Below are 23460 nucleotides of genomic sequence, written 5' to 3'. Positions count from 1 at the left end.
GGGACGGGGAGGGGTTCTACTCCCCAGGAGGGAGAGACCCGGGGCTCCTCGGCGTTCATCATCGGACACATCCTGATGAATGAACGCCGAGGAGGAACGAACATCCATGGATCTCGACTCGCGCGAGCGGGCACTCACCCTGGAGCTGAAGGCGGCACTGGCCAGCGCCCTGGAGCTTCCGGTGGTGCTGTCCCGGATGGAGGGCGCGCTGTTCCAACTGCTCCCGGCGGAGCACGCGGCGTGGTGCATGTCCAACCAGGCTCGCCCCGCCGGTTATGAATGGGTGACGACGGACCGGCTGGCCGCGTTCCTGGCCCGGTATCGGGAGATGGCGGGCGGTGACTTCGTGCGTGGCACGGTGTCACACCTGCCCAACGTGGTGTTCCGGGACTCGGAGATGGGTCCGCGCGCAGTGTTGGTGCGCAGCTTGCCCTACCAGCTCTGCCGAAAGCTGCACACCCCCCTGGAGCATCTCATGTCGGTGCGGCTGGACATGAGACAGGGCTGGCACGGGGGATTGACGATCTACCGCGAGCACGCCCTGGAATTCTCCGATCGCGAGCGGGCGCTCCTGCAAGGGTTGACGCCCTCCCTGGCGCGGACGGTTCGTAACTGCCGGATGCTCGGAGGCGTGGTGAAGGGCCGCCCGTTCCCGGATGCGCTGCTGCACCAGCGGAATCTGGAGTGCCTCGTGCTCACCCCGGCCCTCGTGGAGGTGCTGCGCACGGACCGGGTCACCGCGTTGCTGGAGGAGTGGTTCACCCCCTCCGAGCTCGGCCCCTCGGGCCTCCCGAGAGAGTGGGTGGAGCGGCTGGTCTGGCTCGGGCGCCTGGAGGAAGACGGCGAGCCCGGGGCGGACAGCTGGGCGTGCGTGCGCGAGGACCGAGCCTTGAAGGTGACGTTCATCCGGATGCCGGAACAGCAGGGCCAACGGCTGTGGACGCTGGTGCTCGAAGAACCCTCGTCTTCGCTCCCCGTGCCCACGGCCTGGCTGCCGCCGCGGCTCACCCGGCGTGAGGTCGAGATCGTCGGCTATGTGCTCCAGGACTGGCTCTATGAGTCCATCGCCGTGCACCTGAACATCAAGCAGCACACGATGAACACGCACCTGAAGAACATCCGCAAGAAGCTGGAGGTGGAGAACAGGGCGGAGCTCGTCTCCAAGGCCGCGCTCCTCTTGCTGGCGGAACGGCAGTAGGCGCCTGTCCGGTGGCATGGGCGGGCCTGGAATCCCATGCCCGTCCACGCTCGTGCGGAATCCGCCGCCGTCAGGGCTGCTTCTGCAACTGGAGGGTCATGGACGTCATCCCACCCGAGGCATTGATGTTGACCGTACCCGCGGTGAGGTGCTCCTCGGTGATTCGGAGCGCCAGGGAGTCGGTGATGGTGTCATCGCTGCTGAAGTCGATGTCCCAGAGCTGGAACACCCACGGCTCGGCCAGGAGCTGGCTCGCCTTGGCGGTGCAGCCGCCGGTGGTCCACGCCGGGGTGTAGCTCTCCACCTCGGGAGTCTGGGTGGAGGTGGTGGAGCCCGGGCACCGCATCGCGACGACGACATCCGGCGCGGAGGCATCGCCATCCCAGGACGAGCCATTGTTGCTGGAGGTGATGCGGGCCGAGACGGGCTGCACGCGCCAGACGCTGTTCGGATCCACGCCGCACGTCTGGTCCGTCCTGCACACCTGGAGGGAGCCACAGGCCGAGCATGCGGCTCCCGCCTTGCCACAGGCGGAGGCGGTGTTGCCCGTCTGGCAGACATTGTTGAAGCAGCAGCCCGTGCAGTTCGAGGCGCTGCACGTCTGCCCGGTGCCAGAGCCTCCTCCCGTGTTTCCATTTCCTGGAGTGTCGTCGTCACCGCCGCAGCCAGTCAGGATGGACAGCGCGAGGACGGCCCCTGCGAAAAACCTGTTCATGTCTTCTCGATGAAAGGGGGGAGCGTGCTGGAAGGTGGAGACGGCGCCGGGACGGGCCTCTCCCCCTCTCGAAGGCCCGTCCCGGGACGCACCGGCCAGGGCCAGCGGTCGGCGCGCAAGATGCGCCAGGGCGGCCGCCGTGTCTGTACCTCCCAGGTGGTACGCCGGGGCCGTCCTCACGAGGAAGGCGAGCGGCCACTCCCGCCCCTTCACTCCCAGTCGCCGGGCAGCCAGCACGCCGGGCGCTGACGGCACGATTTTTAATGCGGACCAACTTAGTCCTGTTTAAAGAGCCAACACGCACAGGCGCCCCCACAGCGGGGGGCGCCGGATGGCTGGAGAGATTCCGAATGCTCCGGATGAGCAAGATGACCGACTACGGCATCGTGCTGCTGACCGAGCTGGCGCGCGCCGGGAGTGAGACGCGCACGGCGAGGGAGTTGGCGGCCGGTACCGGTGTGCCCCTGCCCTCGGTGAGCAAGGTGCTCAAGGGCCTGCAGGGTGCCGGCCTGCTGGTGTCCCACCGTGGCGCCAGCGGCGGCTACGGCCTGTCCCGGCCCGCCGAGCACATCCCCCTCACGGAGATCATCTCCGCGCTCGAGGGCCCCGTCTCCCTCACCGAGTGTGGCGCCCAGGGCGCCCATGCGCCCAGCGGCACCTGCGAGCTGGAGACGGTGTGCCGGGTGCGCGGCCACTGGCGCGTCATCAACCGCACCATCCAGGACGCGCTCGGGCGGCTGACGCTGGCGGACCTGTGCGCGCCGGCGCCTCGACTCGTGGGCCTCGGGGTGCCCGCCCGCCCGGCCGCCCCCCCCCAGAACCCGAACCCCATCCCCACCACGGCCGGAGGTGCCCACTCATGAGCACGCAGAGCATCCAGGAGCTCACCAAACGGCAGTACGAGGCCGGCTTCGTCACCGACGTGGAGTCCGAGGCCATTCCCCCCGGCCTCGACGAGGACATCATCCGCCTCATCTCCGCCAAGAAGGGCGAGCCGGACTTCATGCTCGAGTGGCGGCTGCGCGCCTACCGGCACTGGCTCACCATGAAGGAGCCGCGCTGGCAGAAGGCGGAGTACTCGCCCATCAACTACCAGGACATCATCTACTACTCGGCCCCCAAGAAGAAGCCGAAGCTGGACAGCCTGGACCAGGTGGACCCCGAGATCCTCAAGACGTACGAGAAGCTCGGCATCCCGCTGCACGAGCAGAAGCTGATGCAGAACGTGGCGGTGGACGCCGTGTTCGACTCGGTGTCGGTGGCCACCACCTTCAAGGACAAGCTGGCCAAGGCCGGCGTCATCTTCTGCTCCTTCTCCGAGGCGGTGCGCGAGCACCCGGAGCTGGTGAAGAAGTACCTGGGCACGGTGGTGCCGCACTCGGACAACTTCTTCGCGGCGCTCAACTCGGCGGTGTTCAGCGACGGCTCGTTCGTCTATGTGCCCAAGGGCGTGCGCTGCCCCATGGAGCTGTCCACCTACTTCCGCATCAACGCGGAGAACACCGGCCAGTTCGAGCGCACCCTCATCGTCGCCGACGAGGGCGCCTCCGTGAGCTACCTCGAGGGCTGCACCGCGCCCATGCGCGACACCAACCAGCTCCACGCCGCCGTGGTGGAGCTCGTCGCGCTGGACGGGGCCACCATCAAGTACTCCACCGTGCAGAACTGGTACCCCGGTGACGAGGAGGGCCGCGGCGGCATCTACAACTTCGTCACCAAGCGCGGCATCGCCCACCACCGCTCGAAGATTTCCTGGACGCAGGTGGAGACGGGCTCGGCCGTCACGTGGAAGTACCCCAGCGTCATCCTCAAGGGGGATGACTCGGTGGGCGAGTTCTACTCGGTGGCGCTCGCCAACCACCGGCAGCAGGCGGACACGGGGACGAAGATGATCCACATCGGCCGCAACTCGAAGAGCACCATCGTCTCCAAGGGGATTTCCGCGGGCCGCGGGCAGAACACCTACCGGGGCCTGGTGAAGGTGCTCAAGAGCGCCGAGGGCGCGCGCAACTACACCCAGTGCGATTCGCTGCTGCTGGGGAGCCAATGCGGGGCCCACACGCTGCCGTACATCGAGGTGAAGAACTCCTCGGCGCAGGTGGAGCACGAGGCGTCCACGTCGAAGATTGGCGAGGACCAGCTCTTCTACTGCCAGCAGCGGGGCATTTCGAAGGAAGACGCCGTATCGATGATCGTCAATGGCTTCTGCCGGCAGGTCTTCAAGGAGCTGCCCATGGAATTCGCCGTGGAGGCGCAGAAGCTGCTCAGCGTGAGTCTGGAAGGGAGCGTGGGATGAAGCCGCTGCTCAGCATCAAGGGTCTGCACGTGCGCGTGGCGGGCCGCGAGGTCCTCAAGGGAATCGACCTGGAGCTCATGCCCGGCGAGGTGCACGCCATCATGGGCCCCAACGGCTCGGGGAAGAGCACGCTGTCGCAGGTGCTCTCCGGCCGCGAGACGTACGAGGTGACGAAGGGCGAGGTGCTCTTCGACGGGAAGGATCTGCTGTCCATGCAGCCGGAGGCGCGGGCGCACGCGGGCGTCTTCATGGCCTTCCAGTACCCGGTGGAGATTCCGGGCGTGGGCAACCTGCACTTCCTGCGCACGGCGCTCAACGCCCGGCGGCGCACCGAGGGTCAGGAGGAGCTGGACGCCATGGACTTCCTCCAGCTGGCCCGGGAGAAGTCCAAGCTGGTGCAGTTGGACCAGGCCTTCATGCAGCGCTCGGTGAACGAGGGCTTCTCCGGCGGCGAGAAGAAGCGCAACGAGATCTTCCAGATGGCGGTGCTGGAGCCGAAGCTGGCCATCCTCGACGAGACGGACTCGGGGCTGGACATCGACGCGCTGCGAATCGTCTCCGGAGGCATCAACGCGCTGCGCTCGGCGGAGCGGAGCATGCTCGTGATTACGCACTACCAGCGGCTGCTGGAGTACGTGGTGCCGGACAAGGTGTCGGTGCTGGCGAATGGACGCATTGTGAGTACGGGCGGGAAGGAGCTGGCGCTGGAGCTGGAGAAGAAGGGCTACGCGTGGCTGGGCCAGGGCGCGGGCGGCAAGGAGGCGAGGCCGTGACGACGGACGTGGGGCTCCAGCACTACCTCGACCTGGCCGAGCGCTTCCAGGCGGAGCGGGCGGCGGGCGCCCCGGCGTGGCTGCGGGCCTTCCGGCAGGAGGGCATCGCGCAGCTGGCGCGCCAGGGTTTCCCCACGTCGAAGCTCGAGGACTGGAAGTACACGAACGTGGCGCCCATCTCCGGCCAGGCCTTCAGCCCCGTGCGCACGGTGCACGAGGCGGGGGTGGAGGCGGCGGTGGCGCGGCTGGCGCTCCCGGGCCCGGGGCCGCGGCTGGTGTTCGTGGACGGCTGGTACGTGCGCGAGCTGTCGCGGCTGGAGGGCCTGCCCGCGGGCCTCACGGTGCGCAGCCTGCGCGAGGCCTTGCAGGACGGAGAGCCGTTGGAGGCGCTGGTGGGCAGCCGGGCGCGCGCGGACGCGAGTGCCTTCACCGCGCTCAACGCGGCGCTGCTGGAGGAGGGCGCGGTGGTGCGGGTGGCGCCGGGCACGGTGTGCCCCGAGCCCGTGCAGTTCCTCTTCCTCTCGCGCGGTGACACGCACGTGACGCTGGCCAGCCCCCGGGTGGTGGTTCGGGCCGGGGACAACAGCGAGCTCACGCTGGTGGAGAGCTACGTGGGCGCGGCGCCGGGCGTCTCCTTCACCAACGCGGTGACGGAGGTGGTGCTGGGGGCCGGCGCGCGGGTCACGCACCTCAAGCTGCAGGCCGAGTCGGAGACGGCCTTCCACATCGGCGGCCTGCACGCGGAGCTGGGGCGGGACAGCCGCTTCGCCTCGCACGTCATCTCCCTGGGCGGGGCGCTCGCGCGCAACGAGGTGCACTCCGTCTTCGGCGCGGAGGGCGGTGAGTGCACGCTGCAGGGCCTGTACGTGGGCCACGGCACGCAGCACCTGGACAACTGGACGAACCTGGACCATGCGCACCCGCGCTGCTCCAGCCGCGAGCTGTACAAGGGCGTGCTGGACGACAAGGCGCGCGGCACCTTCCACGGCAAGGTGCTGGTGCGTCCGGACGCGCAGCGGACGGATGCGCGCCAGGCCAACCGCAACCTCCTGCTCTCGGAGGCGGCGATGGCGGACGCGCGGCCGCAGCTGGAAATCCTGGCGGATGACGTGAAGTGCGCGCACGGCGCGACGGTGGGCCGGCTGGACGAGCAGGCGCTCTTCTATCTGCGCTCGCGCGGCATCACCCGGGCGGAGGCGGAGTCGCTGCTGACGCACGCCTTCGCCAAGGAGGTGGTGGGCGCCGTTCCCCTGGCGCCGCTGAGAGAGCAGGTGGAGGCGCTGCTGGCGCGCAAGCTCCCGGGAGCGAAGGAGGGCAGGGCATGAGCGGGGCACCTTTCGACGTGGCGCGCGTGCGCGCGGACTTCCCCATCCTCCACCAGGAGGTGCGGGGCCGGCCGCTGGTGTACCTGGACAGCGCGGCGACGACGCAGAAGCCCCAGGCCGTCATCGACGCCCTGGTGCGCTACTACACGCACGACAACGCCAACGTACACCGCGGCGTGCACGCCCTCTCCGAGCGCTCCACGCAGGCCTACGAGGGGGCTCGCGAGCGGGTCCGCCGGTTCATCAACGCGCGCGACACGAAGGAGATCATCTTCGTGCGCGGCTGCACCGAGGCCATCAACCTGGTGGCGCAGACGTTCGGCCGCACCCGGGTGGGCCCCGGTGACGAGGTGCTCATCACCGCCATGGAGCACCACTCGGACATCGTGCCCTGGCAGATGCTCTGCCAGCAGGTGGGCGCCACGCTGAGGATGCTCCCGGTGGACGAGCGGGGAGACCTGCGGCTGGAGCAGCTCGAGCCGATGCTGACGGAGCGCACGCGGTTGCTCGCGGTGACGCACGTGTCCAACGCGCTGGGGACGGTGAATCCGGTGCGGGACATCGTCAAGCGGGCCCACGCGAAGGGCGTGCCGGTGCTGGTGGATGGGGCGCAGGCGCTGGCGCACTTCCGGGTGGACGTGCAGGACCTGGACTGCGACTTCTACGCCTTCAGCGGACACAAGATGTTCGGGCCCACGGGCATCGGCGTGCTGTACGGCAAGGCCTCGGTGCTGGAGCCGATGCCGCCGTGGCAGGGCGGTGGGGACATGATCCTCTCCGTGACGATGGAGAAGACGGTCTACAACCGGCTGCCGTACCGCTTCGAGGCGGGCACTCCGGACATCTCGGGCGCCATCGGCCTGGCGGCGGCGATGGACTACCTGGACGCGGTGGGGCTGGACGCCATCTCGGCGCACGACCAGGAGCTGCTGGAGTACGGGACGCGGGCGCTGGAGGGCGTGCCGGGGCTGAGGCTGTTCAGCCGGGCCCGGGAGCGCTCCGGGGTGCTGTCCTTCCTCATGGAGGACGTGCACGCGCATGACGTGGGCACCATCCTGGACCGCGAGGGCGTGGCCATCCGGGCGGGGCACCACTGCGCGCAGCCGCTGCTGTCGTGCTTCGGGGTGGCGGCCACGGTGCGGGCGTCGCTGGCCCTGTACAACACGCACGAGGACATCGACGCGCTGGTGCGTGGGCTGCACAAGGTGCGGGAGGTGTTCGCGTGAGCTCGGACCTGCAGGACCTGTATCAAGAGGTGGTGCTGGAGCACGGCAAGCGTCCGCGCAACTTCCGCGAGGTGGAGGGCGCCAACCGGCGGGCGGACGGTTACAACCCGCTGTGCGGAGACCAGCTCACGGTGACGCTGCGGATGGACGGCGACGTCATCAAGGACGTGGGCTTCGTGGGGCAGGGGTGTGCCATCTCCCGGGCCTCGGCGTCGCTGATGACGGGGGCGGTGAAGGAGATGTCCCGGGCGGACGCGGAGCGGCTCTTCGAGCGGGTGCACAAGCTGGTGACGGAGGGCCCCGAGGGCGTGGACATGGAGGCACTGGGGAAGCTGGCGGTGCTGTCCGGGGTGAATGAGTTCCCGTCCCGGGTGAAGTGCGCGAGCCTCGCATGGCATGCGCTGCGCGCGGCGCTCGAGGGCAAGGAGTCCTCGGTCTCGACGGAGTAGGGAGGATGCTCGGATGAGAGGATTGCTGACACCGCTCACGCGCGACTGCGAAGTGACGATGATTCCCAGCGGTGAGCGGGTGACGGTGCCCGCGGGCACCGAGGTGCGGGTGCTGCAGACGCTCGGCGGCAACGTGACCGTGCAGGGCGACTACGGGCAGCTCATGCGCATCGACGAGAAGGACGTCGAGGTGCTGGGCGCCGACTATCTCGCGCAGAACCCGAAGTCCGAAGAGCCCCAGGCGCAGGCCGCGGAGGGCGCGTTCGACGAGGAGCGCATCTGGGAGCAGCTGCGCACGGTGTATGACCCGGAGATTCCGGTGAACATCGTGGAGCTGGGGCTGGTGTACGGGTGCAAGTCCACGCCGCTGCCGGAGGGCGGTCACCGGGTGGAGATTCAGATGACGGTGACGGCGCCGGGGTGCGGCATGGGACCGGTGCTGGTGGATGACGTGCGCCAGAAGGTGTCGGGGCTGCCCGGGGTGAAGGAGGCGGACGTCCAGCTGGTGTGGGAGCCGCCCTGGGATCAGAGCCGCATGTCGGACGTGGCAAGATTGCAACTCGGTTGGATGTAGCTTCGTCAGGAGGGGATATGCGAAAGCCAGTCTGGAGTGGTCTCGTTCTCTGTGCCCTGCTCGGATGCGCGGGGCCGAAGTCCTTGATGGGGGGAGAGGAGCCCCAACCCCCGCCGCCTGCTACCGAGAGTCCCGCGGAGGCGCCGGTGGAGGCCCCGCCGGGTGAGCCGAAAGCCCCCGCCGCTCCGGACTCCGCGTCGCAGCCGCTCCAGGTGACGGCGTCTCCGGCGCCCAAGGACGACATCATCCTCAAGAGCGTCGAGCTCCAGGGCGACACGCTGGTGGCGAGGGTGATGCACTCGGGGGGCTGCAAGCCGCACACGTACGAGCTGCTCTGGAATGGCGGCTTCCAGAAGTCCGCGGCGGGCGACGCTCAAGCGGAGCTGGTGCTGGCCCACACCGCGAACGGGGACTCCTGCGAGGCGCTGCTGAACCGGACCGCGAGCTTCGACCTCGCTCCGCTCAAGCAGCGCTGGCGCGAGCAGAACAAGGGCGAGCACGGCGCGGTGGAGCTGCGCTTCTCCGGCTCGCAGGTCACCGGCCGCTACACGTTCTGAGCGGGACCGGAGCACGTCCGGTCCCCGCGTGGGCTCACGGCGTCGCGAGGTCCGGCGCCGGGGTGCCCTCCGGGGCCTCCGGGGTGACGGGCGGGAGGTTCATCGACTCCTCGCGCGGCGGCAGCCCGGTGACGGCGGTGATGAGCTTCTCCATGCCATCGAAGAAGCCGATGGCCTCCAGCGGCCGGTTGAGCCACCCGGTGGTGATGCAGTAGTGGCTGGTGTGGGGCGCGGTGTGGTGCACGTCATGGTGCGCGCGGCCGAGGATGATGCCCCGCTCCTGCAGCCAGGACACCAGGGGCGAGACGTGCTCCATGTGCGACCACTTGTGGAACTGGTTGGTCCCGAAGACGCCCAGGCACAGCATCAGCACGAAGGTGAGCGCGGCCGAGGCCCACGGCGCCTCCGGGCCCGAGGGCAGCAGCAGCGCGAGCGCCAGCACCGGCACGCTCACCAGGCAGTTGTGGCCGTTGGTGGCCACGAAGCCATGGCGGGTGATGTCGAGCGGATCCTCGTGGTGGACGCGGAAGGGCGTGACGAAGGTCTTCCCCAGCACGGGCGTGGTCCGGGAGAACCACGTGTCGAACAGCCAGTGCACCAGCCCGGACACGAGGTCCGCCGTCACGAAGCCCAGCACCGCGCTCACCGCGATCATCACCACCGTCTGGGAGCCGGCCGCCTGGAATACGCGGCGTGCGAGCATGGCGCACAGGACGAAGAAGAGGACGACGCCGAGCTTTTCCTGCCACTGGGCGGGACGGGCCTGGGTGGACGTGGTGACGGACATGCGGGTTCCTGGGGTGGAGGCCAGGTCCCGGAGTGGGCCCTGCCTTGATCGTTGACCAGCCTACACCATCAGTGGACCCGCTGTGCCGAGGACCGGCCGCTCACCCGGGTCACGAGTGGGTGTCGTAGACCTTGGGGCACCCATGACCGTCCGCATCGAGAAGAAGGGTTCCGTCACCACCGTCATCCTGCACCGCCCCGAGGTGCGCAACGCCGTGGATGGGCCCACGGCGGAGGCGCTCGCCGCGGCCTTCCGGGAGTTCGAGGCAAGGAGTCGCTCACGGGCGCGAAGCGCTTCGCGGAGGGCGCCGGCCGCCACGGCTCGTTCGAGGTCGAAAACATCGAGAGTTGAAAGCTGGTTCAGTTTTCAGCCTGTTTTGACGCGCCGCGACTTGAGCGGGGACAGCCGGTGAAAGTCTGTTCTCGCCGCGAGGCCGCCCCTCTACCCCCCCTGGCGGCCCCGGAGGCTGCATGTTCGGTCGAGGCACTCGGCGTCTTGCGTCGTTCACGTCATCTCGTGGGATGCGCTTCGCGGCGCTCCTGCTCACCACCGCCGCGGGCTGTGGTCCGCTCGAGGGAGGCGCTCCCGAGGAGCAATCCGCCGCCGAGGTGGCGCAGGTGGAGAACGGGCTCACGCAGGTCACGGGTTTTGGCACCAACCCGGGCAACCTGCTGATGTACCGGCACGTCCCCGCCAGCATGCCGGCCAGCGCGCCGCTGGTGGTGGTGCTGCACGGCTGTACGCAGACGGCCGCGGCCATGGAGAACACCGGGTGGACGGCGGCGGCGAACGTCTACAAGTTCTACGTCGTCTATGCGCAGCAGCAGAGCGGCAACAACTCCAGCAGCTGCTTCAACTGGTTCGAGCCGGGGGACATCGCGCGGGGCGCGGGCGAGGCGCTCTCCATCAAGCAGATGGTGGACAACATGAAGTCCACCTACTCCATCGATTCGGCGCGCGTGTTCGTCGCGGGCTTCTCGGGCGGTGGGTACATGGTGCCCGTCATGCTCGCCACCTACCCGGACGTCTTCTCCGCGGGCGCCGTCAACGCGGGCGGGCCCTACAAGTGCGCCACTTCCATGACGGAGGCCTTCTCCTGCATGAGCCCGGGTGTGGACAAGACGCCCACCGCCTGGGGAGACCTCGTGCGCGGTGCCTACTCCGGCTACACGGGCGCCCGTCCCCGCGTCTCCATCTGGCACGGCACGAGCGACTTCACGGTGAAGAACTCCAACGCCACCGAGGCGATGGAGCAGTGGACCAACGTGCACGGCATCGACCAGACGGCGGACTTCACCGAGACCGTCGCGGGCTTCCCCCACAAGGAGTACCGCAACAGCGCGGGCACGACGCTCGTGGAGACGTATGACCTCACTGGCATGGGTCACGCGGTGGCGATCGACCCGCAGTACGGCTTCCCGGGCACCTCCACCATGTGCGGCGCCACGGGCGCGTACCTGTCCGACGTGAACATCTGCGCCGTGTACTACCAGTCGAAGTTCTTCGGGCTCACGGGCGGCGGCGGCGGCACGGGCGACACCACCCCGCCCACGGTGAACCTGACGGCGCCGGCCAACGGCGCCACGGTGAGCGGCACCGTCACCCTCACCGCGAGCGCCTCGGACGCGGTGGGCGTCACCCGGGTGGAGTTCTACGTGGATGGCGCCCTGGCCGGCTCCGACAGCGCCGCCCCCTACGAGCTGGCCTGGACCAGCACCAGCGTGGCCAACGGCACCCACTCGCTCAGCGCCAGGGCCTTCGACGCCGCGGGCAACTCGGCCACGGACGCGGACACGTCCGTCACGGTGAGCAACAGCGGCACGAGCACCCCGGTGACGGTGAGCTTCACCAGCGTCGCCGCGGAGGATGGCTACATCAAGGCCAACTCGGACGGTAGCCTGCCGGCGCTCGGCACGCTCACGGGCCTGGCGCTCGGGCGCGGCACGGACGCCAGGTTCAACCGCTCCTTCCTCTCCTTCGACACCTCCGGCCTGCCGGATGGCGCCACCCTCACCCGTGCGTACCTCACCGTCGGCTACTCGTCCGGCTCGGGTGACCCGTGGGCGAGCCCCGCCGGCAATACGCTCGTCCTCGACGTGAAGACGGGCACCTTCAACGCCGCCACCACCGAGACGGCCGACTGGGGCGCCGCCGCCGACGCGAGCGCCGTGGCCAGCATCCCGAGGTTCACTCTGGGTACGGCCCAATCGGCGGATTTCGCCAGCGCCGGTCTGTTGGCCATCAACAAAACGGGGAAGACCCAGCTGCGGCTGCGCTTCACCCAGGATCAGGCGACGACGGCCTACCTGTTCGTCCAGGATGGGGCCAACGCCAGGCTCACCGTCGTCTACACGCCATAGTCGCGGGTTTCCAGGGCGGGAAGGCCGTGGAGGTGTTAGTGTGACCCCACGGCCACGGGTATGAAGCAAGGCCCGTTCGTACGCCTCCTCTCCCTCTGGGCGGGGGGGCGCTTCGAGGCACTCCCGCTTTGGGGGGTTGCCAGCCAGGTGGGTCGCCTGCCGTCCACGTCCCGCTGCATGCCGTACCGTAGATGCCTGCCCCATCTTCACAGGGCGTAGGCCAGGAAACCCCTTTCGGAGGAAGCGCACATCATTCGCGAACAGAGAAGTCCTCGCGGCGGAAGCCGCGATCAGAGAACGAATCGCCGTATCCGCGCTCGCGAGGTCCGCGTCGTGGGGTCCGATGGCGCGCAGCTTGGCGTCATGCCTCTCGAGGCCGCCCTGACGCTGGCGAGAAATGAAGGACTCGACCTCGTCGAGATCAGCCCCATGGCCCAGCCGCCTGTCTGCAAGGTGATGGACTATGGCAAGTTCAAGTACGAGGAGAAGAAGAAGGCCGCGGAGTCGAAGCGTGCCCAGGTCGTGGTCCAGCTCAAGGAAGTGAAGCTGCGTCCGAAGACCGAGGAGCACGACTACGAGTTCAAGGTCCGCAACACGCGCCGCTTCATCGAGGACGGCAACAAGGCCAAGGTCGTCATCCAGTTCCGGGGTCGAGAAATCACCCACAAGGAGCAGGGCACGGCCATCCTCAACGACGTGGCCAACGACCTGAAGGACGTGGCGGTGGTGGAGATGCCGCCGCGCATGGAAGGGCGCCTGATGTTCATGATTCTCGCGCCCACGCCGAAGGTCGCCCAGAAGGCCCGCGAGCTGGTGCGGCAGGCCGCTGCCAACGCCAAGAAGTCTCCTCCGCCGGCGCCGGGTGCCGGAAAGCCGGCTGCTGCTGCGGGTGCTGCCGCTCCTGAGGAGGCCTCCGGCGAGGACTCGCAGGAAGCCCCCACCCCGGCGGCTCCGTAGGCGGAATCACCCGCACGCGGTGGACGCGCTCCACCGCGTGGGGTGGCCCCTCAGCCCGGGGCCTCGAAGCGCCTCGGGCCTCCGTGGAAGTGCTGGTCGAGGAAGGCCTCGGCCCGCTCCCGCGCGGCGCTCGTCTCGGACGAGAAGCCGCCGTCCTCACCCCAGGCCGCGAAGCGGGCCCGCTCCAACACCGAGGCGGGGCCTGGGTCCGTGCCGGGCCCGAGGCTCCGCTCCACCGCCGCGAGCAGGGCGTGCGCCTGCTCCACCACCTGGAGCGATTGCTCGAATGAAACCGAGCCACCGGCCACTGCGTTGAACAGCCGGCAGGCATAGCGGCGGCAGCCCTCCGGGCGCTCCGCGTAGACGGAGCACTGCCGCCCCTTCAGCGCCGTGCAGCCCTGGCGGAGGGCGGGGGCGCCATCCGCGAGCGCCACCACCTCGAGCCCGTTCCGCCGGGCGGCGTCGGCTTCGGCGCGCTGGAGCGGAACGTGGCTGAAGAGGTTGCCGTCGCAGCACAGGCCGCAGCGACGGCACAGCTCGGACAGGGACATGGGGCCCGAGTCTACTTCACCAGCGCCAGGTCCCTCGACTGGACGAGGTCCACCTCACCGGCGAAGTGCGCGAAGTCCTCGTACTGCTTCACGGGGATGCGGGCGCGCTCCACGCGCAGGGTCTCGTCGATGGTGAGCGCGCGGCCCTCCTGCTTCTCCGTGCGCAGCAGGCGCCCGAAGGGGCCCTCCACCTTCAACTGGGCCTGTGGGTCCGACAGCTTGAAGCCCTGCGGCATCGTCAGCGTCACCACCGTGCGGTTCGTCTCCGTGTCGTCGATGTAGAGCGGCGTGGTGCGCGTGCTGAGCTGCACGTACTGACGGCCCAGGCTCGCCGGCATGGTGACGGGCGGCAGCACCAGCTTGTCCTTGTCCGCCCGGGCGAAACCGGCGGCCTTGAAGGCGTAGCGCACCGTGAAGGGGGCTCCGGCCTCCTCCGCGCGCTCCAGCTTCAGGTCCGTCAGCTCCGCCCCGCCGAAGTAGCGGCCCACCGCGCTCTGCAGCGCCTGGCGGCGGCGCTCGCCGGAGATGGCCTCGAAGGCCTCCGCCAGCTGCGCCGCGTCGAAGCCCGTGTACTGCTCCTCGCCCTTGCCCGTCAGGTGGCCGTTCCCGTCGATCTCCAGTGCCAGCTTCACCAGCTTGCCGGGCTGCTGCTTCACCGGCGGCGTCTTCACCTTCTCCAGCGGACGGCCGGGCTCGGGCAGCAGGTACGCGTCCCGCTCGCCCAGCGCCGGCTCGGGCAGCTCGCCGAAGGGGGCGAAGCGCGTGGTGGTGTCCAGCCACACCGGCCCCTCTCCCGGCACCTCCGCCCGCAGCCCCAGGTACGGCAGCAGCGACTCCTCGGGGAAGAGGTACTCCGCGGGGTCCGCCGAGAAGGTGCGCACCGCCACCAGCCGCGCCGGAATCCCCAGCGCCTCCAGGCCCGCCTTCAGCACCCACAGCCGGCTGCCGCGGTCCTGCGCGATGGAGCCCGCCGCCGACTGCGTCAGCCCCGCGTCCCGGCCGGTGAAGCGCTTCATCACCGCCGCGTACAGCGCCTTCACCGCCTCCAGCCCGCGCTTGTCTCCGGCCGCCTCGCGCGCGAAGGCCTCCAACTCCCAGTTGAGCGCGCCCTTGTCCAGGAAGGCGTCCGAGTACACCGCCACCAGCTTGTCGTTGCCCGTGGTGCCCGCGCCCACCACCACGAAGGGCAGGTACTCCTTGCCCGACGGCGGGCCGTCCGGCTCGGGGATGAGGGGCGGCACGTTGCGCACCTCGAAGGTGAAGATCTCCTCGTCTCCCTTCACCACCGGCGGCGGCGCCTTCATGTTGTGCGCGTCCACCTTCATGCCCGTGCCCTTGGGCGCCACCACCGTGTACGTGGCCCGGTGGTCCGGCAGGTTGGCCACGCGGAAGTAGAAGTCCGACGCCGTGAAGCCCGGCTGCGCCGGCCCGCGCGAGCCCTCGGCCAGCAGGTACTCCACCTCCACGTAGTCCCCCACCTGCACGCCCGGCAGGCTGACGGTGTCCTTGCCCTCGATGCTCTCCGGCTCCAGCACCGTGCCGTCCGCCTTGAGGGTGCGCAGCGCCAGCACCTGCGCGCCCGAGGGCAGGTTCACCTCGGCGATCTCCTGCACGCCACTCTGATCCAGCGCCTTCTGGATGCTGTGGATGCGGGTGACCTGCGAGCCGTCCTGCCACACCTGCGTGGCCGCCGCGTCCAGCACGTACACCGCGGCGCTGTCCTGGGGGCCCGGGTTGGCCTCGTAGTCCTTGATGGCCTGCCGGCCGTCGATGGCGTGCGCCTGCAGCAGCTCCTGTCCCGTCTTCGCGCGCACCACGGCGCGGCGCAGGGACAGATTGCTCCCGTCCAGCAGCAGCGACTGCTCGCGCAGCGCCAGCGCCCCGGCCGCGTCTCCGGCCAGCTCGCGCACGTCCGCCAGCTTCTCCAGCACCCGCGGGTTGCGCGGCCAGAGCGCGGCCAGCGTCTTCAGCGTGGCCGAGGCATCATCGAAGCGGCGCAGCGCCACGTACGCGCTCGCCAGCGACATGCCCGAGCTGATGTCACCCGGGTTGCGCACGAGCTGCTGCTGGTAGAGGGCCGCCGAGCGCTCCAGGTCTCCCCGCATCCGCGCGTGCTCGGCGGCACGGACGAGCGCGCCCGGGCAACCGGCCAGCGAGTCGATCAGCTCGTCCGTGCGAGTCACCGCGTCGCGGCGCCGGGCCAGTCCGTAGCGCAGCCCCAGCGCATCACACAGCCCCGGCTGGGCCTGGAGCGCCGCCTCCGCGCTCTCCTCGGCCGCGCTCTCCACCTCCAGCGCCATGGCCGTGCGCGCCTCCAGCAGGTACACGGGCCAGCCCGGCTGCTTCGCCGCGGCCCGCGCCGTCTTGAGCGTCTCCATCGCCGCGGCGTACTGCCCGTCGTTGAGCGACAGCTCGGCGCGCAGCAGCAGCGCCGTCACGTCGCCCGGGTCCTTGGACAGCGCCGCCTCCAAATCCCGCGTCGAGCGCCCGCGCGACACCTTGGTGGGGATGCTCCGGTCCAGCGCGGCCAGCTCGGCGCGCAGCGAGAGCACGGCGGCCGTCTGGGTGGCCTTCTGCAGGCGCGTCATCAACCGCCACGCCCCGTCCGAGTCCCGGCCCATGCCGTCGCGCACCGCGGCGAAGTCCGCCAGCAGCGGGCCCGCCTCACCGGCGAGCGCGGCGGCCAGGTCCTCGGCGCGCGGGTACACCAGCTCCGCCTTCGCGTCCCGGGGCGCCGAGCCCCACGAGGAGGGCGCGGGCCCGCTGGCCGGGCTGTAGCGGACGTTCGACGGGCGCCCATCCGCGCGCGCCAGGGCGAAGGACACGTTGGCGCCGCGCTGCTGGTCCTTCAGCAGCTTGATGAGGATGCGGTGCCGGCCCGCCGCGAGCTGCACGGGACGCGCGGCCACCGTGGACGCGGCGCGGGTGAAGTCGCGGCGCTCCAGCAGGGGCGCTCCATCCACCATCACCTTGAAGGAGGAGGCGGAGACGGCGCGCACCACGTAGACACCGGCCTCGGCCACCTCGGCGTCCACGGCCATGAGGTAGATGTCACCGCTGGCCGGCTCGCCCGCCACGTCCAGGCGGCTGTCCGGGGCGCGCAGGGTGCGCGGCACGAGCTGGCCGAAGGGGCCGGTGAAGGGGCCCGCCATGGAGCCGTCCTTCTCCGGCGGGGTGGGCTCGTCGAAGGCGAGCAGGTGCCAGGGCGAGAAGGGCCCCACCAGCGTGGCCGTGTCCACCGAGCCCATGTCCTTGAGGGCGCGAGCCTGGGCGGCCCGGTCCTCCCTCAGTCCGAGGATGGCCACCTGGCTGGCACGCAGCAGTTGGGCGGCCTCGCCCGAGGCTCCGGCGTCGAGCGCGGCCTGGAGGCCCGTGAGGATGACGTCATCCAGCGCGGGGGAGGAGCCCACCAGGTCCAGCACGTAGCGGGCGGAGGGCACCGCGAGGGGATGGCGGGGCGCGCGGGTGGTGATGGCCAGCGCGGCATCGAGCGCGCGGCGCGGATTGGCGGCGCGGCGCGCGAGCAGGTGCTGGCCGTAGAGGGCGTAGGGGTCGGCGGGGTCCTTGGCGCCGGCCTCGTCGAAGCGGGCCTGGGCGACAGCCGGGTCTCCCGTCATCAACCAGGCGTGGAAGCCGGCGAGCGCGAGCGTGCGCGCTTCACTGGTCCCCTTCTGCGCCGCGTTGGCGGCGTTTTCGAGCACCTCGGTGGGCGAGGTGGAGTGGGCACAGCCGGCCATGGCGAGGCCGGCGACGAGCAGCAGCACGGAGAAGCGGGGAGTGGACGTGCGCATGGAGCGCACAGGGATAATTCAATCCCCGGGGTGAGGCCACATCCACGTGCAGCGGTTGGCCTCTTCCCTGCTTACTTGCGTTTGCCCTTGGGCGCTGGGGCGGGCTTGGGCGCGGGCCGCTTGACGGGAGCGGGAGCCACCGTCCTGGGCGTTTCCACCCGGACGGGCGTTGACGCCTGGACGACACCGGCGGGCTTGGGCGGCAGGGGCTTCACCAGGTAGCTGAAGTTCTCGGCCTGACAGAAGCCCTCGATGCAGCCGAGGGCGGGGACGGGCGCGCTGCCGAACCGCCGCTCCTGCCAGTTCAGCCCCAGCTGCAGGGGCTCGAGGATGGGACGCTTGTTCTCCTTGGTGCCCAACGAGGCGATCAGGGCGCCTTCCTCATCCACCGTCAGCTCGAGCTCCACGGGGCCTTCGGGCGCATCGGGCCCCAGCATGGTGCCTTGCTTCTCCCCCAGGCTCCACTCGAGCCGGATGGGGACACCGGCCCCGCCATACACCAGAGCCACGAACCGCTTCTGCTCCAGATCGTGCGCCGTCAACATCAGCGCGACCTGCGCGTCCGGCCGAGGCTTTTGGAGATTCATGGCCTGGGCGAGCGTCTCGAGGAAGGTGGGCTCGTTGCTCTGGACGTTCACCCGGGCCATGAGGCGGGCGGTATCCCCCCTCATCCCCGGCAGATCCACGAGCATGAGGCCGGTGCGCGACTGACCCTCGACGGCCGGGAAGACGAGCTTCCTGTCCTTGATTTCGAAGGGACGGCCGGAGAACTGCAGCACGGGTTTGTCGGGCCCTTCACCCAGTGTCACCTTGCGCGGCTCGCCGTCCGAGGACGTCAACCTCCCCGGAGAGATTGGCCTCTGAGGTGGCCCGAGATCCTCGGTGAGTGCATTGCCCGGTGTCACCTGCACGATCTTCCGGGTGGCTTGATAGTACGCCATGCCCAACACGCCCATCGCGGTCAGCACCAGCAGCGTGGCCACGGCCTGCAGCGTGACGCGCACCGCCTTCTTCAGGGCCCGGCCCACGCGCTGCATCGTGCTGAGCTTCGCCGGCCGCATGGTGGTGTAGTGCGGGGCGAGGGGCTCCAGATCCCGGATGAGCTCGGTGACGTTCGCGTAGCGCTCCGAGGGCTGTTGCTTGAGGCAGCGCTCGATGATGCCGTCCAGCCTCGAGTCCAGCTTCGGCTTGCGGCGCGAGGGGGGCTCGAAGCTGCCCGCGGGCAGCTCGCCCACCAGCATCTCGTACAGGATGAGGCCCAGCGCGAAGATGTCCGCGCGCCCGTCCGCGTTCTTGGCGTCCACGCGCTGCTCGGGCGCCATATAGGACAGCGTCCCCATGGCCATATGGGTGCCGGTGAGGGCGAAGCGCGTGGTGGTGTCCTCGAGGAACGAGGCCAGCCCGAAGTCCGTCACCTTGGGAAGGTCACCGGCCTGCACGTCGAAGAGGATGTTCTCCGGCTTCAGGTCCCGGTGGATGACGTTGCGGCCGTGCGCGTACTCGATGGCCCGGCAGATCTGCAGCATCACCCGCAGCGTCTCCTGGTAGTCCTGCTGGGGCGCGCGCATCCGCTCACGCAGCGAGGGCCCGTCCACGAACTCCATCACCAGGAAGTACGTCGACGCGTTGCTGCCCTTGTCGACGATGGAGACGATGTTGGGGTGGTGCAGGGTGGCGAGCGCCGCGGCCTCCTTCTGGAAGCGGGCGACGAAGCTCTCGTCCTGGGCGAGCTGCTGGTTGAGCAGCTTGACGGCGACGATGCGGTTCAAGGACAGCTGGGTGGCCTTGTGCACCTCTCCCATGCCGCCGGCGCCGACGAGGCTCTCCAAGCGGTAGCCGGGGATGAGATCCGGCGAGTGCGTCCGGCTGATGGCGGTCGAAGTAGCGTCGAGCGATGACATGGGGGGCTTGGAAAGACGGCTCGCAGGCTAGCAGAACCTTCCGCTTCCGGGCGTACACGTTGATCCAGGACGCTACAGGCCCGTGCGTGTGAAACAGGTGCCGTTTTCCACCTACACCGCACGGGTGGGACTGGCTGCGTCGAAGTGGCCGGCGGCACGTTCCTCGCAGTTGTCACAGTGCCCACACTCCGCGTGCTCCGGCTCATCGAAGTACTCGCCGAGCAGCCGCCAGCGGCACCCGGTGGTCTGCCCGTAGCGCATCATCTGCTGAAGGCGCTGGCGATCACTCTGGTGGCGCGTGTCGTAGGCGGAGAGATAGCCGGCGAGCTCCTCGGCGGTCTCGAAGTCGCGCAGCTGCTTCAGCCCACGAGTACCACGCTCGAGGATGCCGGCCCCGGCGAGCTGTGCCACCAGCACCTTCACCCGGTTGGCCGGAAGGCCCGAGGCCTCGGTGAGCACCTGGAGGGATACGGGTTTGCCCTGACGGTGGGCCCACAGCTCGCGCAGCACCGAGTAGAGCGCCTGGGACTCCTCGCGCCGCGGGTACTTTCCCCCGAGGAAGTAGCTCTGGATGCGCTTGTCCTCGAGCCGGTAGAGGAGCACCGCGCGTGCTGGCTCGCCATCTCCAGCTCGGCCGGGGTTGGCCGTGATTCGCTCCTGCCGCGTCCTTGTCTCCGGAAGTGCCCATGGCGTCCCTCAAGGTAGGGGGCCGTGTTCACCCCCGGGAGCCAGCCTGGACCCTGGACCAACGAGGTCCGTCCGGGGGACGGCCGAGCACGCTCCTTCGAGTTCTCGCGTGCTTACGGCACTGGCGGACCACTCACCGGAGCGGAAGGGCTCGCCTGCCCGCCCGCCCGGAAGCTCCGCAGACCTTCGGTGTAGAGCGCGCGGTAGGCCTCCAGCGGCAAGCCGCTCAACCGGACGCCGAACGTGTCCTGCTGCCCCGCGAGCCTGCGGGTGACGCGGGCGTTGACCTCGTTGCCGTAGTGGCGTCCGTCGTAGGTGTTGCCGGTGCGCGCGGTGACATCCGAGGGCACGGCGAAGTCGTAGACCTCGTCGAGCACGGACGTGAGCGCGTGCAGGCTGCGCAGGTAGTCCGGCAACATGCCCGCGCGCTCCAGTTCGGCCAGGTGCCACGCGGACAGCGGAGGCATCCACCCGATGAAGCGGGCCTCGGGGAAGAGGCCGCGCAGCTCGCCGAAGCGTGCCACCCGGGCCGGGTCCAGCACGCGCGGGGGGAGCCACACGCCGCCCGCGGGGTCGAAGGTGCCGGCGTCGGGGCGGATCACCACCTCGAAGCGCTCGTCGTAGAACTTGGGGTAGGGCGACTGGTCCAACACCGCCAGCACCGACCAGAGGAGCGCGTCCAGGGACAGGTAGCTCTTCCAACGCGGCGGTGGGGGCTCGCTCCGGGCGACGAAGTCCGGCACGTCCACCTGCGCGTCCACGCGGGGGTCGAAGTTCACGAAGTCCGTCCCGACGATGACGAGCGAGGGCCTCGCCCCATGCGCGCGCAGCCACCGGGCATAGGCGAGGAACTCGCCCACCACGCCCGCGCTGAACGCGAGGTTGAGGCAGCGGTGCGGCGCCAGCAGCGAGGGGTGGACGATGGTGGAGGTGGAGCTGCCCAGGATGAGGCAGTCGTAGCGGGCGGGGTCCTGGAGGAAGAGGTTGGCCTTGGAGACGCGCTCGTTGAACTCGTAGTTGCGCCCGGTGAGGCGGTTGCCCCGGCCGTACCAGAGCGGATCCACGAGCAGGTTGAGCGCGAGCGCCCCCAGCACGAGCACCGCCGTGGCCACCGCCCAATGCTTGAGGTATCTGTCCATGCTCACGGGCTCGTCCGGGGGCGGAGCATCGCCGCTTCGGCGGGCAGACGGAAGGAGCCAGAGGGCCCCTGTCTTCCCGCCTGCCCGGCATGCCGCCGTGAATCAGCCCACGGACCAGGACCGCCCGCCGGGACAGAACGCCGCACAGGTACCAACGTTCTTCCAGGGCCGTCGCGGGAGAGCACCCATGAAAACCGTCGCCGATATGATGGAGGCCGGCTCGGAACAGATCTTCGAGCGCTGGTTGGAGCGGGTCCAACGGGACCATGCACCCGGGCAGCTCTCCAGGCCGGAGCTGGCGGACCACATTCCGGACTTCCTGCGGGAAGTGGTGGCGGCCCTGCGCCGGGAGGAGGAAGGGGAGGCACCCAAGACGCACCGGGTGGGCCCCCTGGGCTGGGAGCATGGAGCGCAGCGCTTCCGCGTCGGCTTCGACCTGCCGAGCATGGTGCGCGAGTACGGCGCCCTGCACGACTGCATCTACGAGTTCGTGGACGAGCAGGGACACGCGCTCGTTCGCGTGGAGGAGGTGAGGGTGCTCGTGCAGTGCTTCAACCGGGCCATCTCGGAGGCCGTCGTGCACTACACGCGCATCCGCGAGCGGGAGCTCCTGGGGGAGGACGCGTCTCCGCCTCCGGCCTAGAAGTTGTAATAGATGAACTCGCTCACCTCGCTGAGGCGGAGGAGGGCCACGGCGGCCATCGCGGCGCAGGCGAGCACCTGGCCCGGAGTGGGCTGCCAGCCCCAGCGTGACACCGGGAAGGCGCGAGGCGCGTCGTCCACCAGCGCGGGGTTGTGCGGCCCCATCCAGCGGTGCTGGCCCCCGGAGAGGAACACCACCGGCAACGCCGCGAGCAGCACGCCCGTCTTCGTCGCCGCCCGGAAGAAGCCGGAGAGGTCGTCGTTCCACACCGCGCGGAAGGCGAGCCCCGTCTTCGCGCCGTCGGCCAGGCCCGCCATGCCCCGGAGCACGCCGAGCGCGCCCTCGAGCGTCTCGGCGCGGAAGAAGACCCAGGCCACCACCACGGCCACATACGTCGCGGCGATGGCCAGGGGCCGCGTCCATCGGCCCTCCTGCCCGAGCGGCGCCAGGCCCCACCGCTCGCGCAACGCGGTCCACACGTGGGTGACGACGAGCAGGGCCCCATGCAGCCCGCCCCAGAGGATGAAGTTCCACCCGGCACCGTGCCACAGCCCGCCGAGCAGCATGGTGAGCATCAGGTTGACGTAGCGGCGGACGCGGCCCTTCCGGTTGCCGCCCAGCGCCACGTAGAGGTAGTCGCGCAGGAAGCGCGAGAGCGAGATGTGCCAGCGGCGCCAGAACTCGACGATGCTCGCCGAGCGGTAGGGCGTGTCGAAGTTGAGCGGCAGGCGGATGTTGAACATCCACGCCAGCCCGATGGCCATGTCCGAGTAGCCGGAGAAGTCGAAGTAGAGCTGCAACGAGAAGGCGATGGCGCCCACCCACCCGTCCACGAGGCCCACGGGCACGCCCTGAGCGGCGGCGGCGAAGACGGGGTTGGCGAACTGCGCGACGACATCCGCCACGGCCACCTTCTTGAACAGGCCGCGGAAGAAGCAGGTGAGGCCCACGGTGAGCCGCTCGGAGCGCAGGCGCGCCACGTCGGGCGAGGCGAACTGCGGGAGCATCTCGCGGTGGTTCACCAGGGGCCCGGCGATCTCATGCGGGAAGAAGGTGACGAAGAGGCCGTAGCGCAGGACGCTCGGCTCGCGGTGGCCGGTGCGGTAGCAGTCGACGAGGTAGGCCACTTGCTGGAAGGTGTAGAAGGAGATGGCCAGCGGCAGCCGGGGCGGCGCGTAGTCCCAGTGTGTCCCGAGCAGCGCCTGGAGGTTCTCCACGAGGAAGCCCGAGTACTTGAAGTACGCGAGCAGCCCGAGGTCAATCGTGAGTCCGGCGATGAGGAGCCAGCGGGCGCGGCGCGTGTCCACGGAGGAGAGCGCGGCGATGCGGGCGCCGAGCAGGTAGTCGAAGGACAGCGAGGCGACGAGCAGCAGCACGTAGCCGGCGGACCACCAGCCGTAGAAGACGAGCGAGGCGGCGAGGAGGGAGAACAGCGCCTCGCGCGTGCGGCCGCGGTGTCCCAGCCCGAAGTAGACGAGGAGGGCCGCGGGAAGGAAGACGAAGAGGAAGACGTGCGAGTTGAAGAGCATCC

General features: G+C 69.8%; 20 protein-coding genes. 12 read left to right on the top strand and 8 right to left on the bottom strand.

Annotated elements, in window-relative coordinates; all coding sequences use genetic code 11:
• Positions 1-106 precede the first annotated feature (106 nt).
• Entirely contained in the window at positions 107-1198 is a 1092-nt protein-coding gene (locus tag AC16DP_RS19030; protein WP_329735066.1) for a helix-turn-helix domain-containing protein, read from the top strand.
• 70 nt (positions 1199-1268) lie between these two features.
• On the opposite strand, the gene AC16DP_RS19025 is transcribed toward AC16DP_RS19030, so the two are convergent.
• Entirely contained in the window at positions 1269-1913 is a 645-nt protein-coding gene (locus AC16DP_RS19025) for a hypothetical protein (RefSeq protein WP_329735065.1), read from the bottom strand.
• A 350-nt stretch (positions 1914-2263) separates the two neighbouring features.
• Between AC16DP_RS19025 and AC16DP_RS19020 the strand changes: the two genes are divergently transcribed.
• From AC16DP_RS19020 to AC16DP_RS18985, 8 genes are read left to right on the top strand one after another with little or no spacing between them, the layout of a single operon-like run.
• Complete coding sequence (locus AC16DP_RS19020; protein ID WP_329735064.1) at positions 2264-2776, top strand: SUF system Fe-S cluster assembly regulator; 513 nt, start codon at positions 2264-2266, stop codon at positions 2774-2776.
• A complete protein-coding gene (sufB, locus tag AC16DP_RS19015; protein ID WP_329735063.1) occupies positions 2773-4209 on the top strand; it encodes a Fe-S cluster assembly protein SufB in 1437 nt (478 codons plus the stop codon). Before AC16DP_RS19020 ends, sufB begins: the two co-directional genes overlap by 4 nt.
• The gene (gene sufC, locus AC16DP_RS19010) at positions 4098-4982 is read left to right on the top strand and encodes a Fe-S cluster assembly ATPase SufC (protein ID WP_483956814.1); all 885 of its coding nucleotides are present in this window, start codon (positions 4098-4100) and stop codon (positions 4980-4982) included. Before sufB ends, sufC begins: the two co-directional genes overlap by 112 nt.
• Complete coding sequence (gene sufD, locus AC16DP_RS19005; RefSeq protein WP_329727301.1) at positions 4979-6307, top strand: Fe-S cluster assembly protein SufD; 1329 nt, start codon at positions 4979-4981, stop codon at positions 6305-6307. Before sufC ends, sufD begins: the two co-directional genes overlap by 4 nt.
• Positions 6304-7533, top strand: coding sequence for a cysteine desulfurase (locus AC16DP_RS19000; protein WP_329727302.1), 1230 nt, complete (start codon positions 6304-6306; stop codon positions 7531-7533). The genes sufD and AC16DP_RS19000 overlap by 4 nt, the downstream gene beginning before the upstream one ends.
• A complete protein-coding gene (gene sufU / locus AC16DP_RS18995) occupies positions 7530-7982 on the top strand; it encodes a Fe-S cluster assembly sulfur transfer protein SufU (protein WP_329727303.1) in 453 nt (150 codons plus the stop codon). Before AC16DP_RS19000 ends, sufU begins: the two co-directional genes overlap by 4 nt.
• Positions 7983-7995: 13 nt before the next feature.
• Positions 7996-8556 carry a putative Fe-S cluster assembly protein SufT gene (gene sufT / locus AC16DP_RS18990; RefSeq protein ID WP_329727304.1) on the top strand — a complete coding sequence of 187 codons (561 nt, stop codon included), beginning with the start codon at positions 7996-7998 and terminating at the stop codon, positions 8554-8556.
• Between the two features lie 17 nt (positions 8557-8573).
• Positions 8574-9113 carry a hypothetical protein gene (locus tag AC16DP_RS18985; protein WP_329727305.1) on the top strand — a complete coding sequence of 180 codons (540 nt, stop codon included), beginning with the start codon at positions 8574-8576 and terminating at the stop codon, positions 9111-9113.
• Positions 9114-9147: 34 nt separating this feature from the next.
• Here AC16DP_RS18985 and AC16DP_RS18980 read toward each other — a convergent pair whose 3' ends face one another.
• Complete coding sequence (locus AC16DP_RS18980) at positions 9148-9900, bottom strand: fatty acid desaturase family protein (protein ID WP_329727306.1); 753 nt, start codon at positions 9898-9900, stop codon at positions 9148-9150.
• Between the two features lie 521 nt (positions 9901-10421).
• On the opposite strand from AC16DP_RS18980, the gene AC16DP_RS18975 reads away from it, so the two are divergent.
• Positions 10422-12260 carry an extracellular catalytic domain type 1 short-chain-length polyhydroxyalkanoate depolymerase gene (locus AC16DP_RS18975; protein WP_329727307.1) on the top strand — a complete coding sequence of 613 codons (1839 nt, stop codon included), beginning with the start codon at positions 10422-10424 and terminating at the stop codon, positions 12258-12260.
• Between the two features lie 249 nt (positions 12261-12509).
• Positions 12510-13217: a translation initiation factor IF-3 gene (infC, locus tag AC16DP_RS18970; protein ID WP_414640690.1), complete on the top strand. Its 708-nt coding sequence runs from the start codon at positions 12510-12512 to the stop codon at positions 13215-13217.
• 50 nt (positions 13218-13267) lie between these two features.
• Here the strand turns inward: infC and AC16DP_RS18965 are convergent, their stop codons facing one another.
• The 5 genes from AC16DP_RS18965 to AC16DP_RS18945 form a co-directional block, all read right to left on the bottom strand.
• Positions 13268-13768, bottom strand: coding sequence for a YkgJ family cysteine cluster protein (locus AC16DP_RS18965; protein WP_329727308.1), 501 nt, complete (start codon positions 13766-13768; stop codon positions 13268-13270).
• An 11-nt stretch (positions 13769-13779) separates the two neighbouring features.
• Entirely contained in the window at positions 13780-17559 is a 3780-nt protein-coding gene (locus AC16DP_RS18960; protein ID WP_329727309.1) for a DUF3857 domain-containing protein, read from the bottom strand.
• Between the two features lie 71 nt (positions 17560-17630).
• On the bottom strand, positions 17631-19460 hold the full coding sequence (locus tag AC16DP_RS18955) for a serine/threonine-protein kinase (RefSeq protein WP_329727310.1): 1830 nt from the start codon (positions 19458-19460) through the stop codon (positions 17631-17633).
• A 111-nt stretch (positions 19461-19571) separates the two neighbouring features.
• Positions 19572-20063, bottom strand: coding sequence for a RecQ family zinc-binding domain-containing protein (locus tag AC16DP_RS18950; RefSeq protein WP_329727311.1), 492 nt, complete (start codon positions 20061-20063; stop codon positions 19572-19574).
• A 197-nt stretch (positions 20064-20260) separates the two neighbouring features.
• Complete coding sequence (locus AC16DP_RS18945; RefSeq protein ID WP_329727312.1) at positions 20261-21286, bottom strand: hypothetical protein; 1026 nt, start codon at positions 21284-21286, stop codon at positions 20261-20263.
• A gap of 187 nt (positions 21287-21473) precedes the next feature.
• Between AC16DP_RS18945 and AC16DP_RS18940 the strand changes: the two genes are divergently transcribed.
• The gene (locus tag AC16DP_RS18940; protein WP_329727313.1) at positions 21474-21929 is read left to right on the top strand and encodes an RsbRD N-terminal domain-containing protein; all 456 of its coding nucleotides are present in this window, start codon (positions 21474-21476) and stop codon (positions 21927-21929) included.
• Here the strand turns inward: AC16DP_RS18940 and AC16DP_RS18935 are convergent.
• Positions 21926-23458, bottom strand: coding sequence for an MBOAT family O-acyltransferase (locus tag AC16DP_RS18935; RefSeq protein WP_329727314.1), 1533 nt, complete (start codon positions 23456-23458; stop codon positions 21926-21928). The genes AC16DP_RS18940 and AC16DP_RS18935 overlap by 4 nt on opposite strands.
• Between the last annotated feature and the right edge of the window lie 2 nt (positions 23459-23460).

The organism is Archangium sp. (assembly GCF_057119385.1).
Note: the sequence above shows the minus strand (reverse complement) of the source record. Positions and strands in the feature narration are given on the sequence as shown.